We start from the raw sequence: 15,615 nt of genomic DNA on the forward strand, positions 1-15,615 counted from the left end.
CGCGCGTCACACCCCGGTGATGCGTCCCCAGACCTTGTGCAGCTCGGGCCGCTCGGCCGAGGTGACGTCGCGCATGGTGTGCAGCCGGGCCCGCATCTCCTCGGTCGGGAACACCAGCGGGTTCTCGGCGAGTTCGGCCTTCTCCTTGTCGCCGCTGGCCGCCAGCACCTCGCGGGCGGCCGGCACCGGGCAGATGTACTGGACGAACGCGGCGAGTTCGGCCGCCACCTCGGGCTGGTAGTAGTAGTCGATCAGCAGCTCGGCGTTGCGCTTGTGGGCGGCCCGGTTGGGGATCATCAGGCTCTCCGCCCACAGCTCGCCGCCCTCCTCCGGCACCACGAACTCGATGTCCGGGTTCTCGGCGGTCAGCTGGACGGCGTCGCCGGAGTAGGCCTGGCAGGCGAGCGCAGCACCGGAGGCGAGGTCGCTGGTGTAGTCGTTGCCGGTGAAGCGCCGGACGTGGCCGCTGTCGACCACCTTCTGCACCAGGTCCATCGCCTTGCGCGCGTCGTCGTCGCCGAACCTCGCGATGTCCGCGCCCTGGGAGAGCATCAGCAGCCCGAGTGCCTCGTCCAGCCCGGCGAACAGCGTGACCCGGCCCTTGAGGTCGGGCGCCCACAGGTCGGCGGTGGACCTGATCTCCCGGCCGAGCGCCTTGCGGTTGTAGGCGATGCCGGTGATCCCGGACTGCCAGGGCACGCTGCGCCTGCGCCCGGGGTCGAAGGCCGGGTCGGCGAGCTGCGGGTCCAGGTTGGCCGCGACGTTGGGCAGGTTGGCCCGGTCCATCGCCTGTACCCAGCCCAGCGAGACGTACCGCCCGGCCATCCAGTCGCTGATCACCATCAGGTCCCGGCCGGGGGCGGCGCCCTGGGTGAGCACCGGGCTGATCTTGCCGAAGAACTCGTCGTTGTCGTTGATGTCCTCGGTGTAGGTGACCTCGATCCCGGTCCTCTCGACGAAGGCGTCCAGGGTCGGGCGCCCGCCCGCGTCGTCGGTGTCGATGTACTGGGTCCAGTTGGAGAAGGCGAGCCGCTTGTCGCTCTCCGAGCGGTCCGGTGCCGAGCGACGGTCCTCGGCCACGTACGCGGACGGGATGCCGCAGCCGGTCAGGGTGCCGGCGCCGAGCAGCGCGGCCCCGCCGAGCACGGAACGTCGGCGGATGCGTGCGGGCCCCTGCGGGCGGTCGGCGACGGAGCGACGGGTCGGGGTGGTGCTGCTGGGCATGAGCGGCCTTCCGGAGCGTGGGACGGCCCCGGGCACACGGGTGCTCGGGGCCGTCCTGGTAGGTACGTCAGACAGTGTGCGCGTCGGTGAGCGACAGCACCTCGTCCAGCACCGCGAGGCCGGTCTTGGCCTCCTCCTCGGTGACGGTGCACGGCGGGACGACGTGGAAGCGGTTCATGTTGACGAACGGCCAGAGCCCGCGCTGCTTGCAGGCGGCGGCCAGCTCGGCCATCGGCGCGTTGCCGGCGCCGGCCGCGTTGTAGGGCACCAGCGGCTCGCGGGTCTCCCGGTCCTTCACCAGGTCGAGCGCCCAGAACACGCCCAGGCCGCGGACCTCGCCGATCGACGGGTGCCGCTCCGCCAGCTCGCGCAGGCCGGGGCCGAGCACGTTCTCGCCGATGTGCCTGGCGTTCTCGACGATGCCCTCCTCCGCCATCGTGTTGATGGTCGCCACCGCCGAGGCGCAGGCCAGCGGGTGGCCGGAGTAGGTGAGCCCGCCGGGGAAGGCCCGCTCGGCGAAGGTGGCCGCGATCTCGGCGCTGATCGCCACGCCGCCCAGCGGCACGTAGCCCGAGTTGACGCCCTTGGCGAAGGTGAGCAGGTCCGGGGTGACGCCCCAGTGGTCGGCGGCGAACCACTCACCGGTGCGGCCGAAGCCGGCCATCACCTCGTCCAGGATGAACACGATCCCGTAGCGGTCGCAGATCTCCCGCACCCCGGCCAGGTAGCCCGCCGGCGGGACCAGGATGCCCGCGGTGCCGACCACGGTCTCCAGGATGACCGCCGCGACGGTGCCGGGCCCCTCGAACGCGATCACCTGCTCCAGGTGCTCCAGCGCGCGCTCGCACTCCTGCGCCTCGTTCTCGGCGTGGAAGTTGGAGCGGTAGGCGTACGGCCCCCAGAAGTGCACCACACCGGAGACGCCGCCCTCGTTGGGCCAGCGCCGCGGGTCGCCGGTGAGGGCGATCGCGTTGGCGGTGGCGCCGTGGTACGAGCGGTAGGTGGACAGCACCTTCTGCCGGCCGGTGTGCAGCCGGGCCAGCCGGATGGCGTTCTCGTTGGCCTCGGCGCCGCCGTTGGTGAAGAAGATCTTGTCCAGGTCACCGGGGGTGCGCTCGGCGATCAGCCGGGCGGCCTCGCTGCGCGACTCGACCGCGAAGCCGGGGGCGATGGTGCAGAGCTTCGCCGCCTGCTCCTGGATCGCCGCGACCACCTTCGGGTGCTGGTGACCGATGTTGGTGTTGACCAGCTGCGAGGAGAAGTCGAGGTAGCGGTTGCCGTCGTAGTCCCAGAAGTACGAGCCCTCGGCGCCGGCCACCGCGAGGGGGTCGATCAGTGCCTGGGCGGACCACGAGTGGAAGACGTGCGCGCGGTCGGCCGCCTTGACGGCCTGGCCGGCGGCTGGGTCAGCGGTGGGAATGCTCATGCCGGTAAGGCTAGGGCGGCCCGTCCCCGAAGGGCAGTTCCATCGTGTCAGCCGGTCGCGCCAACCGCCGACAGGATGCAAAGACACAGGGCCCGGGTCGAGAAGACCCGGGCCCATGGTCGGTTCAGCCGACTTATCAGCGCACTCAGATCGCGGTCATACAGCGCCGACGGTCACGACCCGCTCAGATCGCGGTCATACAGCGCCGACGGTCACGACCCGCTCAGATCGCGGTCATACAGCGCCGACGGTCACGACCCGCTCAGATCGCGGTCATGACGTGCTTCACGCGGGTGTAGTCCTCGAAGCCGTACGCCGACAGGTCCTTGCCGTAGCCGGACTTCTTGAAGCCACCGTGCGGCATCTCGGCGACCAGCGGGATGTGGGTGTTGATCCAGACGCAGCCGAAGTCGAGGCGGCGCGACATCCGCATGGCGCGGGCGTGGTCCTTGGTCCACACCGAGGAGGCCAGCGCGAACTCGACGCCGTTGGCGTACGCGACGGCCTGGTCCTCGTCGGTGAACTTCTGCACGGTGATGACCGGGCCGAAGACCTCGTTCTGGATGATCTCGTCGTCCTGGTTCAGGCCGGAGACGACGGTCGGGGCGTAGAAGTAGCCCTTGTCGCCGACCTGGTGGCCACCGGCCTCGACCTTGGCGTGGGCGGGCAGCCGCTCGATGAAGCCGGAGACCTGCTTCAGCTGGTTGGCGTTGTTCAGCGGGCCGTACAGCACGTCCTCGTCGTCCACGCCGCCGGTCTTGGTCTCGGCCGCGGCCTTGGCCAGCGCCTCGACGAAGGCGTCGTGGATCGACTCGTGCACCAGCACGCGGGTGGCGGCGGTACAGTCCTGGCCGGCGTTGAAGTAGCCCGCGACCGAGATGCCCTCGACGGCCTCGGCGATGTCGGCGTCCTCGAAGACCACGACCGGGGCCTTGCCGCCCAGCTCCAGGTGGACGCGCTTGACGTCCTTGGAGGCGGACTCGGCGACCGAGATGCCGGCGCGCACGGAGCCGGTGATGGAGGCCATCGCCGGGGTCCTGTGCTCGACCATCAGCCTGCCGGTCTCGCGGTCGCCGCAGATGACGTTGAAGATGCCGGCCGGCAGCTCCAGGTCCTTGAGCACGCCGCCGATGATCTCGGCCAGCAGCACGGTGGAGGCCGGGGTGGTGTCGGAGGGCTTCAGCACGACGGTGTTGCCCGCGGCGATGGCCGGGGCGAACTTCCAGACGGCCATCATCATCGGGTAGTTCCACGGCGCGACCTGGGCGCAGACGCCGACCGGCTCGCGGCGGATGATCGAGGTCATCCCGTCCATGTACTCACCCGCGGCCTTGCCCTCCAGCATGCGGGCGGCGCCGGCGAAGAACCGGATCTGGTCCACCATCGGGCCGATCTCCTCGGAGAGGGTCAGCGCGCGGGGCTTGCCGGTGTTGCGCACCTCGGTGTCGACGATCTCGTCGGCGCGGGCCTCGACCGCGTCGGCGATCTTGAGCAGCAGCTTCTGGCGGGTGCTGGGGGTGGCGTCGCGCCAGATCGGGAACGCGGCGTCGGCGGAGGCCATGGCGGCGTCCACGTCAGCGGCGCCGGACAGCGGCGACGTCGCGTACACCTCGCCGGTGGTCGGGTCCACGATGTCGAGCGTGCGGCCGTCGGCCGCGTCGACGAACTCACCGTTGATGTAGTTGCGCAGCGCGCGAAGGTCGCTCACGGATCTCTCCTCGGTCTGGGCCTGCGGCATTGCAGATTCCGGCGCAATGGTACGTCGGCGGATCCGGCGTACGAAGGGTCCCGAGTGGCCGCGACCGGAGCGGCGCGGTCCACTGGTGGCGGTACGCGCAACGGCCCTCGGGGTCGCGCGCGTACCGTGCCAGGGTAGCCGCACGACTGCCGGTATCGACAGGGCGAGCTCGCTTCAGCGATGAAATCCGCATGCGTTTTCCAAGATCACGACGAAATCAGCAGCTTCCACGCTTGCGAACACGGGAGCGATCAGGCACAGTGGCCGCGTGGCCAACCGCGACCGGAACGCCAGCGTTCCCCTCGACGCCGCCTCCAAGGCGATCATCGAGCAACTCCAGGAGGACGGGCGCCGCCCGTACGCCGCCATCGGCAAGGCCGTCGGCCTGTCCGAGGCGGCCGTGCGGCAGCGCGTCCAGAAGCTGCTCGACCAGGGCGTGATGCAGATCGTCGCCGTCACGGACCCGCTCACCGTCGGCTTCACCCGCCAGGCGATGGTCGGGATCCGGGTCGAGGGCGACATCGAGCCCGTCGCCGACGCGTTGGCCGCCCTCGACGAGGTCGACTACGTCGTCTGCACCGCAGGCTCGTTCGACCTCCTGGCCGAACTGGTCTGCGAGGACGACGAGCACCTGCTCGAACTGATCAACAAGCGCATCCGCGCCCTTCCCGGCGTGCGGAGCACCGAGAGCTTCGTTTACCTGAAGCTCCGGAAACAGACCTACACCTGGGGCACCCGATGACAGCCGACCCGGCGCAGAAGGACCTTTCCAAGACCGCCTACGACCACCTGTGGATGCACTTCACCCGCATGTCGTCGTACGAGAACTCCCCCGTGCCGACGATCGTCAAGGGCGAGGGCACCTACGTCTGGGACGACAAGGGACGCAAGTACCTCGACGGCCTCGCCGGCCTGTTCGTCGTCCAGGCCGGCCACGGCCGTGAGGAGCTCGCCGAGGCCGCCGCCAAGCAGGCCAAGGAGCTCGCCTTCTTCCCGGTGTGGAGCTACGCCCACCCGAAGGCCGTCGAGCTGGCCGAGCGCCTGGCCAACTACGCCCCGGGCGACCTGAACAAGGTCTTCTTCTCCACCGGTGGCGGCGAGGCCGTCGAGACCGCCTGGAAGCTCGCCAAGCAGTACTTCAAGCTGACCGGCAAGCCGACCAAGTACAAGGTCATCTCGCGCGCCGTCGCCTACCACGGCACCCCGCAGGGCGCCCTGTCCATCACCGGCCTGCCGGGCCTGAAGGCCCCGTTCGAGCCGCTGGTGCCGGGCACCCACAAGGCCCCGAACACCAACATCTACCGCGCCCCGGCCTTCCTCGAGGGCCCCGACGGCACGGTCGACCCCGAGGCCTACGGCCGCTGGTGCGCCGACGAGATCGAGGTGGCCATCCTCAACGAGGGCGCCGAGACCGTCGCCGCCGTCTTCGTCGAGCCGGTGCAGAACGCCGGTGGCTGCTTCCCGCCGCCGCCCGGGTACTTCCAGCGCCTGCGCGAGATCTGCGACCGCCACGACGTGCTGCTGGTCTCGGACGAGGTCATCTGCGCCTTCGGCCGCCTGGGCACCATGTTCGGCGCCGACAAGTTCGGCTACCAGCCCGACATGATCACCTGCGCCAAGGGCATGACCTCGGGCTACTCCCCGATCGGCGCCACGATCATCTCGGACCGCCTCGCCGAGCCGTTCTACAAGGGTGACAACACCTTCCTGCACGGCTACACCTTCGGCGGCCACCCGGTCTCCTCCGCGGTGGCGCTGGCCAACCTCGACATCTTCGAGCGCGAGGGCCTGAACCAGCGCGTCCTCGACAACGAGGCCGCCTTCCTGGGCACCCTGAACAAGCTGCGCGACCTGCCGATCGTCGGCGACGTCCGCGGCAACGGGTACTTCTACGGCATCGAGCTCGTCAAGGACAAGGTCACCAAGGAGTCGTTCAACGACGACGAGGTGGAGCGCGTGCTCTACGGCTTCCTGTCGAAGGCCCTCTTCGACAACGGCCTGTACTGCCGCGCCGACGACCGTGGCGACCCGGTCATCCAGCTGGCCCCGCCGCTGATCTCCGACCAGTCGACCTTCGACGAGATCGAGCAGATCCTGCGGACCAGCCTCACCGACGCGTGGGCGAAGATCTGATCCCCTGAGCCTTCTTCCCCACCCTCCGCCGAAGGGCGGCCCCGCTCCCCGCGGGGCCGCCCTTCGGCGTGCCCGGCCCGGTTTCCCACCCCCGGAACATCACAGTCGTACGACCAAACATGCCTGAATGCGGGTGATATGCCCGTGATGGACCAGAGCGCCGCCACCGCGACCAGCCCCCGTCGTTCTAATCTGACGACTGTCATATCCCTGCGGCCACCCAGGATGGATCCTCATGTCAGCGGCACCGCCTGACAACGACGTGCTGTGGGCCCGAGGGATCGTCAAGTCCCATGACGGCACCCCCGCCCTGCGCGGCATCTCGATCGGCGTCCGCGAGGGCGAGGTGCTCGCCGTCACCGGCCCGCGCGGCTCCGGCAAGAGCACCCTGCTCGGCTGCCTCTCCGCGCAGCTCCCGGTCGACGAGGGGGAGGTCTGGTTCAACAGCGCCCCCGTGCACACCCTCGCCCGGGCCGGCCGCGAACGGCTGCGCCGCGACCGCTTCGGCTTCGTCGGCTCCGAGCCCCACCTGGTGCCCGAACTGACCGCCCGCGAGAACGTGGCGCTGCCGCTGCTGCTCGCCGGAGCCGGCAACAAGGCCGCCTACACCGCCGCCGACGAGTGGCTGGAACGCCTCGACGTCGGCGACTGCGCCCGGCTGCGGCCCGAGCGCCTGCTCCAGAGCCAGCGCCAGCGGGTCGCCGTCGCCCGCGCCCTGGCCCCGCTGCCGCCCGTCGTCTTCGCCGACGACCCCACCGCCCCGCTGCACCGCGAGGCCGCCGACCAGGTCATGCGGATACTGACCAGCGCGGCCCGGTCCCACCAGCTCACCCTCGTCCTGGCCACCCACGACCCCGAGCTCGTCCGGTTCGCGGACCGCGCCGTCGCCCTCGTCGACGGACGGCTCACCGCCCCCGCCGCACCCGTCCCCCGCGGCATCACCGCCCCCGGGGCCGCCGGAGCGCCCGCCGTCACGGCCACCCGCCGCTGAAAGGGTCGACGTGTTCTACCTCCGTCTGGCCCGGGGCTACCGGGTGCCCGACCTCGGCCGCTGGCTGCTCACCGCAGCGGCCGCCGCCGTGGTCGCCGCCTTCCTGCTGCGCTCCCTCGGCCGGGCGATGAGCGAGCAGATCGGCGGCGCCGACCCGCTGGTCCGGCTGCTCTGGTGCCTGCCCCCGCTCGCCGCCCTCGCCTGGTTCGCGGCCGTCGCCGCCCGCGCGGTGCCCGCCCGCAGGCCCGAGCGGATCGCCGGCCTCACCGCCGCCGGCGCCGGCTCCCGCCGCATCCGGACGCTGATCGCCGGCGAGGTCGCACTCGCCTGCACCCTCGGCAGCGTGCTGACCCTGCTGCTCTTCCTGGTGCTGCGCAACGACGTCGCCGGCCCGGCACTCGCCGCCGACCTCGGCATGGGCGTGCCGCTGCCGCCCGCCGCGCCCCTCGCCCTGCTCGCCCTGGTCCCGCTCACCGCCGCCGGCGCCGCCGCCTGCGCGGTCTCCGTCACCGACACCCTGCCCGGCGGCCGCACCCCCGCCCCGGCCGGCTTCGGCGTCTGGCGGATCGCCCTGGCGACCGGGCTGGGCGTCATCGGCGCCGCGCTCGAACTCATCGCCCTGCGGCCCGGAGCCGCCGTCGACGGCCGTCCGATCCACCTGCCCGCCGGGCTCGGCTCCACCAGCACCGCCGCCCTCTTCGGCTGGGCCGCCAGCGCGCTCGGCCTCGCGCTGCTCACCGGCCCGCTGCTGGCCTGGGCCGGGCGGCTGCTCGCCGTCGGGCGGCCCACCCCGCTGCGGCTGCTGGCCGGGCGCGGCCTCACCGCCCAGGCCCGCCGGCTCGGCGCGCCGCTGGCCGTGCTCACCCTCGTCGTCGCGCTGGTGCTCACCACCGTCCGCTACTGGATCGGCACGCCCGACAGCGCCGACGCGCTGCCCGCCGTCGAGGCCTGCCTGGTCCTCGGCTGCGCGGCCGCCGCGGTGGTCAACCGGCTCGCCGAGGTCCGCACCGACCGCCGCGGGGTCACCCACGCGCTGCTGCGCCTCGGCACCTCGCCCCGACTGCTGTTCGGCGCGGTCGCGCTGCGCACCCTCGCGGTGGGCAGCACGCTGCTGCTGACCGGTGGGGCGACCGCCGCGCTGGCGGCCGCCGGACTCCGGTAGCGCTCTCCCGGAACGGGCCTCAGCCCGCCGCGGCGAGCTGGCCGCAGGCGCCGTCGATCTCCTGGCCACGGGTGTCGCGGACGGTCGTCGGCACGCCGTGCGACTGGAGGCGGCGGACGAACTCGCGCTCGTCCTCCGGCCGGGAGGCCGTCCACTTGGACCCGGGGGTCGGGTTCAGCGGGATCAGGTTGACGTGCACCCGGCGGTTCTTGATCAGCCGGCCGAGCAGGTCCGCCCGCCAGGCCTGGTCGTTGATGTCCTTGATCAGCGCGTACTCGATGGAGATCCGGCGGCCGGACTTCTCCGCGTAGTTCCACGCCGCGTCCAGCACCTCGGCGACCTTCCAGCGGGTGTTCACCGGCACCAGCTCGTCGCGCAGCTCGTCGTCCGGGGCGTGCAGCGACAGCGCCAGACGGCAGCTGAGGCCCTCGTCGGCGAAGCGGTGCATCGCCGGGACGAGACCGACGGTGGAGACCGTGATGCCGCGCTGGGACAGGCCGAAGCCGTCCGGCGCCGGGTCGGTCAGCCGGCGGATCGAGGCCAGCACCCGGTTGTAGTTGGCCAGCGGCTCGCCCATGCCCATGAAGACCACGTTGGACAGCCGCGCCTCGCCGCCCGGGATCTCCCCGGTCTTGAGCGCGCGCATCCCGGCGGCGATCTGCTCGACGATCTCGGCGGTGGACAGGTTGCGGGTCAGACCGGCCTGGCCGGTGGCGCAGAACGGGCAGTTCATGCCGCAGCCGGCCTGCGAACTGATGCACATGGTGACCCGGTCCGGGTAGCGCATCAGCACGGACTCCACGAGCGTGCCGTCGAAGAGCTTCCAGAGCGTCTTGCGGGTGGCGTCGTCGTCGCAGGAGACGTGCCGGACCACCGACATCAGCTCGGGCAGCAGGCTCCCGGTGAGCTTCTCCCGGCTGGCGGCGGGGATGTCCGTCCAGCTCGCCGGGTCGTTCGACATCCGGCCGAAGTAGTGGTTGGAGAGCTGCTTGGCGCGGAACGGCTGCTCGCCCAGCTCGGCGACGGCCTCCTTGCGCTCGGCGGGGCTCAGGTCGGCGAGGTGTCGCGGGGGCTTTGCGCCGCGCGGCGCGACAAAGGTGAGTTCTCCGGGCTTAGGCATGGTTGTTCCAGTGTCGCAGACGCGCGAGGGCCCCGGACGCCAGGCGTCCGGGGCCCTCCCTGGTACGTCTCGTACGCGCCGGTCAGCTGCCGACGAACGCGGCCAGCAGCAGCCAGACCACCGGGGCGGTCGGCAGGAGCGAGTCCAGCCGGTCCATGATGCCGCCGTGGCCGGGCAGCAGCGTGCCCATGTCCTTGATCCCGAGGTCCCGCTTGATCATCGACTCGCCCAGGTCGCCCAGGGTCGCGGTGACCGCCGCGCAGCCGCCCAGGATCAGGCCCTGCCACCAGCTGCCGCCGTCGATCATCAGCTGCATCAGCAGCGCGCCCGCCAGCATCGACAGCGCGATGCCGCCGGCCAGGCCCTCGCGGGTCTTGCCCGGGCTGATCGTCGGGGCCAGCTTGGTCTTCCCGAACTTGTAGCCCACCGCGTACGCGCCGGTGTCGCTGCAGATCGTCACGATCAGGAAGAGCACGATCCGCTGGGGGCCGTCGTCGGCCGCCAGCATCATCGCCACGAAGGTGGCCAGGAACGGCACGTAGAAGGCCGTGAACACGCCTGCCGTTATGTCCCGCAGGTAGTCCTCCGGCGGCTCGGCCATCCGCCAGACCATCACCGCCAGCCCGGTCAGCGCCAGCGCGGCGGCCGCCCACTGGATGCCGGACCAGTAACCGGTGGCGACCATGGCGACGCCGCCCACGACCAGCGGGATCAGCGGCGCCTTGATCTGCTTGCGCTCGGAGAGCCGGCTGGTCAGCTCCCAGACGCCGACCGCGACCGCGGCCATCACGACGACCAGGAACAGCGCCTTCACCACGAACAGCGAGGCGACGATCACCGCGCCCAGGCCGACGCCCACGCCTATGGCGGCCTGGAGGTTACGGCCACCGCGCTGCTTGCGCGGCTGCGGCTGCGGGGCGGACTGGGCGGCCACGGGTGTCTCCTGCCCTGGGTGGGACGACGGCACGAAGTGGGGCTGCCCGGCCGCCAAGTGGTTCGCCGGCGGCGCGGGATGCACCGGTGCCCCCGGGTGCGGCGGGGCGCCGCGGCCGGGGGCGGGAGGGACGTCGTCGGATATCGCGCGCAGCACGACCGTCTCCGTCACGCCCGGCGGCGCCGGCTCGGGCTGATCCTCCCGGAACAGCGGGCCGTTCAGCCGGCCGGACTCCCTGCCCTGCCCCTCGGCGGGCCCGGCCGGGCCACCGGTGGCGGGCCGGCCGTGGGCCGGGGACCGACCGTGGACGGCGGACCGGCCGTGGACGGGCGCGCCGGGCGGCGGACCGGGCTCGGCCGGCACGGGAGGCATGACCTGAGTCTCCTCCGCGTCGCCGCCCCAGTACACCGGAGGCTGCTGCGACTGATCCGAACGGAGGCCCGGCGCCCCGTGGGCGACGCCCGGCGCGCCCGGGGGCACGGCGTGGCCGCCCGGGTGGCCGGGGTGTCCCTGGGCCGGCGCCGGCTGCGCGCCGTACCCCGGCACCGGATGGGCCGGGGTACGGGCGGCCTGCGGGTGCGGCGCCGGGTGGTGGGGCTGGAACTGCTGGTCGGACGGGCCCCAGTAGCCGGGGGCGTCAGGGGCGTCGTTCATCAGACCTCGAGCAGCTCGGCTTCCTTGTGCTTCAGCAGCTCGTCGACCTGGGCCACGTACTTGGCCGTGGTGTCGTCGAGCTCCTTCTCGGCGCGGCGGCCGTCGTCCTCGCCGACCTCGCCGTCCTTCACCAGCTTGTCGATGGCGTCCTTGGCCTTGCGGCGCACCGCGCGGATCGACACCTTGGCGTCCTCGCCCTTGGTGCGGGCGATCTTGATGAACTCCCGGCGGCGCTCCTCGGTCAGCTCGGGCAGCACCACGCGGATGATCGAGCCGTCGTTGGACGGGTTGACGCCCAGGTCGGAGTCGCGGATCGCCTGCTCGATGGCCTTCAGCGCGGTCTTGTCGAACGGCGAGACGACCGCCATCCGCGGCTCCGGCACCGAGAAGGAGGCCAGCTGGTTGATCGGCGTCACGGCGCCGTAGTACTCCGCGACGATCTTGGCGAACATCGCCGGGTGCGCACGGCCGGTACGGATGGCCGCGAGGTCGTCCTTGGCGACGCCGACGGCCTTCTCCATCTTCTCCTCGGCCTCGAGGAGGGTCTCTTCGATCACTGTGGTCTCCCTGTCCGGTTCATCTGCTGTTGTCCCGACCGGTGTCGGCGCGGTGGCCGGCCCCGGCGTCGGCGCCGTCCAGTACGGCTGGTTGCTGCTCAGGCCCGGACAGAATCCTGGCTGATGAGTGTGCCGATCTTCTCACTCTTCACCGCGCGCGCGATATTGCCCTCCGCCAGCAGTTCGAAGACCAGCATCGGAAGGTTGTTGTCCTTGCACAGCGTGATCGCGGTGAGGTCGGCGACCTTGAGGTCGCGCGCGATGACCTCGGAGTACTCCAGCGCGTCGAACTTGACCGCGTCCGGGTTGGTCCGCGGGTCGGAGTCGTAGACGCCGTCCACGCCGTTCTTGCCCATCAGCAGGACGTCGGCGTGGATCTCCAGGGCACGCTGGACGGCCGTGGTGTCGGTGGAGAAGTACGGCATGCCCATACCGGCGCCGAAGATCACCACACGGCCCTTCTCCAGGTGCCGGACGGCCCGCAGCGGCAGGTACGGCTCGGCGACCTGGCCCATGGTGATGGCGGTCTGGACCCGGGTCTCGATGCCCTCCTTGACCAGGAAGTCCTGCAGCGCCAGGCAGTTCATGACGGTGCCGAGCATGCCCATGTAGTCGGAGCGGGCCCGGTCCATGCCGCGGACCTGGAGCTCGGCGCCCCGGAAGAAGTTGCCGCCGCCGATGACCACCGCGACCTCGGTACCGGCACGGACGACGGTGGCGATCTCCCGGGCGATCGCGTGCACGACGTCCGGGTCGACGCCGAGCCCGCCGCCACCGGCGAAGGCTTCACCGGACAGCTTGAGCAGCACCCGGCGGCGCGAGCCGTCCCTGGGGTCCTGCGCGGTCTCCTGCGTCTCCTGCATGGACTTCTCCTTTTTGCACCTACTGGTCACAGGCGCGGGTGTGCGGATGCCCCGCCTGCGCGTACACGAGAGGAGGCCACTGCCGCGGGAACCGGTTCGGTGTCCTGCACGGCAATGGCCTCCTCGTCGTTCATGGTGCCGACGCGAGCCCGCCCGTTGGGGATAGGCGCGGGGTGAGCCCGTTCGGCGTTCCTCCCGCCCCGATCAGCGGGCGGGGGCGGTTCCCAGCGTAAAGGGGCCGGGGACCAGGTGGAACGTGGCTCAGGCGCCGACGCGGAAACGCGCGAAACGCTTGAGGGTGACGCCGTTCTCCTCGAGGACCTTGGCGACGGTCTTCTTGTTGTCCTTCGCGAAGGCCTGCTCCAGGACGGAGAACTCCTTCACGAAGCCGGTGACGCGACCCTCGACGATCTTCGGCAGGGCGGCCTCCGGCTTGCCCTCCTCGCGAGCGGTGGCCTCGGCGACGCGGCGCTCGTTCTCGATGTCCTCGGCCGGGATGTCCTCGCGGGACAGGTACTTCGGGGCGAAGGCGGCGATGTGCTGCGCGACGTCCTTGGCGACCTCGGCGTTCTCCTTGTCCAGCTCGACCAGGACGCCGACGGCCGGCGGCAGATCGGGGCTGGTCTTGTGCAGGTAGACCGCGACGAAGCCGTCACCGTCGAACTGGGCGAAGCGGCGGAAGACGATCTTCTCGCCCAGGGTCGCGTTGGCCTCGTCCACGAACTGCTGGACGGTCTTGCCAGCCTCGATCTCGGAGGCCAGGGCGGCGTCCAGGTCGGCCGGGGCGGTCTTGGCGACGTGGGCGGCGATGGCGTCGGCGACCTTGACGAAGTTGTCACCCTTGGCGACGAAGTCGGTCTCGCAGTTCAGCTCGACCAGGACGCCGGACTTCTTGTCCTCGGCGATCAGCGCGGCGACGGCGCCGTTGGAGGCGTCGCGGCCCTCGCGCTTGGCGACGCCCTTCTGGCCCTTGATGCGCAGGAGCTCGACGGCCTTCTCGACGTTGCCCTCGGCCTCGTCCAGGGCCTTCTTGCAGTCCATCATGCCGGCGCCGGTGAGCTCACGGAGCTTCTTGACGTCCGCGGCGGTGAAGTTCGCCATGGTGTGAATCTCTTCTCGCGTCTCGCGTGTCTGCGTGGAGTGGCGCCGGGACCGATGGTCCGGTCCCGGCGCGGGAGAGAGGGGCACCCGCCGGCTTCGTACCGGCGGGTGCCCCTCACCCTTGGTACGTCAGGCCTGCTCGGCCGGCGCCTCGGCCGCGGGGGCCTCCTCGGCGGGCGCCTCGGCGGCGGGGGCCTCGGCGGCGGCGGGGGCCTCCTCGGCCTTCTTCTCGCCCTCGATGAGGTCCTTCTCCCAGGCGGCCAGCGGCTGGTCGGCACCCGGCTCGGCCTTGGCGTCGCCCTTGGCGACACCGGCGCGGGACTTGAGGCCCTCGGCCACGGCGTCGGCGATCACGCGGGTCAGCAGGGTGACGGAGCGGATCGCGTCGTCGTTGCCCGGGATCTTGTAGTCGACCTCGTCCGGGTCACAGTTGGTGTCGAGGATGGCGACGACCGGGATGTTGAGCTTCCGGGCCTCGCCGACCGCGATGTGCTCCTTCTTGGTGTCCACGATCCAGACGGCGCTGGGAACGCGCTGCATGTCGCGGATACCGCCGAGGGTCTTCTCCAGCTTGTCGTGCTCGCGCTGGAGGACCAGGAGCTCCTTCTTGGTCAGGCCGGAACCGGCCACGTCCGAGAAGTCCAGCTCGCCGAGCTCCTTCAGGCGCTGGAGGCGCTTGTAGACGGTCGAGAAGTTGGTCAGCATGCCGCCGAGCCAGCGCTGGTTCACGTAGGGCATGCCCACGCGGGTGGCCTGCTCGGCGATGGCCTCCTGGGCCTGCTTCTTCGTGCCGACGAAGAGGACGCTGCCGCCGTGGGCAACGGTCTCCTTGATGAACTCGAAGGCGCGGTCGATGTAGTTCAGCGACTGCAGGAGGTCGATGATGTAGATGCCGTTGCGCTCGGTGATGATGAAGCGCTTCATCTTCGGGTTCCAGCGGCGGGTCTGGTGACCGAAGTGGACGCCGCTCTCCAGCAGCTCCCGCATCGTGACGACGGCCATTGCCGTGCTCCTTGGTGTTACGGCCCGGCGGCGGCACTGCCTCGCAGCGATCGCCCACAGCCGGGTCAGGCTCGGTTTGTCCGTGGCGGCCAGGTGACAGCCACGCCTGACGCCCCGAACGTGCCGAGCCGCTTGAACCCTCCCGGCCCGGGGGCCGGTCGAGCTCGGCGGACCGAGCGGCACTCGCACCTGGCGGGGCTGCGGACGAACCGCGTCCGACCGCCGGTGGCGGGGCGTGCGAAGTCGACCCGGCGGACCGGGTCGCGTGTGAAGTGTACGGGAAGCGCCGAGGCGCGAGCGACTCCACGAATGGCCGGGGGCCCGCCGAAGACCTGGGGGGAGCCCGGAGAACGGCCGGGGTGGGCGGGTTTCGGCGGGGGTGCGGCGGGGGTGCGGTGGGGGGTGCGGTGGAGTCCCGTGGGCGTCCGGCGAGGTCCCGGTAGGGGCGCGGCGAGGTCGGTGCGGGGCAGGGCCGGGGCCCACGGGCCGCTGCGGGAGCGGAGCCGGGGGTGGGCGTGCGGCAGGGGCGCGGGGGTGGGGTGCGAGCGGGGGGTGCGAGCGGGGGGCGGAGGTGCGAGCGGGGGCGGGCGCGATGGCGGGTGCGGGCTCGGGGGGCGGGTGCGGGCTCGGGGGCGGGTGCGGCCGGCACGCGGTCCGTCGGCGGCGGGCCGCTTCTACACCGGATGGTGGCGTTCGTACACCCGTCAGGG

13 protein-coding genes are annotated in these 15,615 nt (G+C 71.6%); 4 read left to right on the plus strand and 9 right to left on the minus strand.

The genetic code is table 11. From position 1 onward, the window contains the following. Positions 1-6: 6 nt before the first annotated feature. The 3 genes from ACFVGO_RS19325 to ACFVGO_RS19335 all read right to left on the minus strand — a co-directional run bounded on the left by ACFVGO_RS19325 (position 7) and on the right by ACFVGO_RS19335 (position 4,358). Positions 7-1,224, minus strand: a complete 1,218-nt coding sequence (locus ACFVGO_RS19325; RefSeq protein WP_380633055.1) for a spermidine/putrescine ABC transporter substrate-binding protein — start codon at positions 1,222-1,224, stop codon at positions 7-9. Positions 1,225-1,291: 67 nt separating this feature from the next. After that, complete coding sequence (locus ACFVGO_RS19330) at positions 1,292-2,650, minus strand: aspartate aminotransferase family protein (RefSeq protein ID WP_359900643.1); 1,359 nt, start codon at positions 2,648-2,650, stop codon at positions 1,292-1,294. A 262-nt stretch (positions 2,651-2,912) separates the two neighbouring features. Continuing rightward, positions 2,913-4,358: a gamma-aminobutyraldehyde dehydrogenase gene (locus ACFVGO_RS19335; protein ID WP_380552098.1), complete on the minus strand. Its 1,446-nt coding sequence runs from the start codon at positions 4,356-4,358 to the stop codon at positions 2,913-2,915. Between the two features lie 298 nt (positions 4,359-4,656). Between ACFVGO_RS19335 and ACFVGO_RS19340 the strand changes: the two genes are divergently transcribed. The 4 genes from ACFVGO_RS19340 to ACFVGO_RS19355 all read left to right on the plus strand — a co-directional run bounded on the left by ACFVGO_RS19340 (position 4,657) and on the right by ACFVGO_RS19355 (position 8,674). Then, a complete protein-coding gene (locus ACFVGO_RS19340) occupies positions 4,657-5,130 on the plus strand; it encodes an Lrp/AsnC family transcriptional regulator (RefSeq protein WP_030243538.1) in 474 nt (157 codons plus the stop codon). Further along, a complete protein-coding gene (locus ACFVGO_RS19345) occupies positions 5,127-6,521 on the plus strand; it encodes an aspartate aminotransferase family protein (protein WP_359900638.1) in 1,395 nt (464 codons plus the stop codon). The genes ACFVGO_RS19340 and ACFVGO_RS19345 overlap by 4 nt, the downstream gene beginning before the upstream one ends. A 235-nt stretch (positions 6,522-6,756) precedes the next feature. Beyond that, a complete protein-coding gene (locus tag ACFVGO_RS19350) occupies positions 6,757-7,512 on the plus strand; it encodes an ATP-binding cassette domain-containing protein (RefSeq protein WP_359900636.1) in 756 nt (251 codons plus the stop codon). 10 nt (positions 7,513-7,522) lie between these two features. Further along, positions 7,523-8,674 (plus strand): hypothetical protein, encoded by a 1,152-nt coding sequence (locus tag ACFVGO_RS19355; RefSeq protein WP_380633058.1) that lies wholly within the window; start codon positions 7,523-7,525, stop codon positions 8,672-8,674. Positions 8,675-8,693: 19 nt separating this feature from the next. Here ACFVGO_RS19355 and rlmN read toward each other — a convergent pair whose 3' ends face one another. The 6 genes from rlmN to rpsB all read right to left on the minus strand — a co-directional run bounded on the left by rlmN (position 8,694) and on the right by rpsB (position 14,905). Next, the gene (gene rlmN, locus ACFVGO_RS19360; RefSeq protein WP_359900630.1) at positions 8,694-9,794 is read right to left on the minus strand and encodes a 23S rRNA (adenine(2503)-C(2))-methyltransferase RlmN; all 1,101 of its coding nucleotides are present in this window, start codon (positions 9,792-9,794) and stop codon (positions 8,694-8,696) included. A gap of 82 nt (positions 9,795-9,876) precedes the next feature. Further along, positions 9,877-11,382, minus strand: a complete 1,506-nt coding sequence (locus ACFVGO_RS19365) for a phosphatidate cytidylyltransferase (RefSeq protein ID WP_380633061.1) — start codon at positions 11,380-11,382, stop codon at positions 9,877-9,879. Next, entirely contained in the window at positions 11,382-11,939 is a 558-nt protein-coding gene (gene frr / locus ACFVGO_RS19370) for a ribosome recycling factor (protein ID WP_359900627.1), read from the minus strand. Before frr ends, ACFVGO_RS19365 begins: the two co-directional genes overlap by 1 nt. A 98-nt stretch (positions 11,940-12,037) precedes the next feature. Beyond that, on the minus strand, positions 12,038-12,802 hold the full coding sequence (gene pyrH / locus ACFVGO_RS19375; RefSeq protein WP_329929692.1) for a UMP kinase: 765 nt from the start codon (positions 12,800-12,802) through the stop codon (positions 12,038-12,040). Between the two features lie 261 nt (positions 12,803-13,063). Further along, on the minus strand, positions 13,064-13,903 hold the full coding sequence (tsf, locus tag ACFVGO_RS19380) for a translation elongation factor Ts (RefSeq protein ID WP_189923571.1): 840 nt from the start codon (positions 13,901-13,903) through the stop codon (positions 13,064-13,066). A 129-nt stretch (positions 13,904-14,032) separates the two neighbouring features. Then, positions 14,033-14,905 carry a 30S ribosomal protein S2 gene (rpsB, locus tag ACFVGO_RS19385; protein ID WP_359900624.1) on the minus strand — a complete coding sequence of 291 codons (873 nt, stop codon included), beginning with the start codon at positions 14,903-14,905 and terminating at the stop codon, positions 14,033-14,035. Positions 14,906-15,615: the final 710 nt, after the last annotated feature.

Origin of the sequence: Kitasatospora sp. NPDC057738, assembly GCF_042798815.1 — a bacterium.
Taxonomy (GTDB): Bacteria; Actinomycetota; Actinomycetes; order Streptomycetales; family Streptomycetaceae; genus Kitasatospora; species Kitasatospora lactacystinica.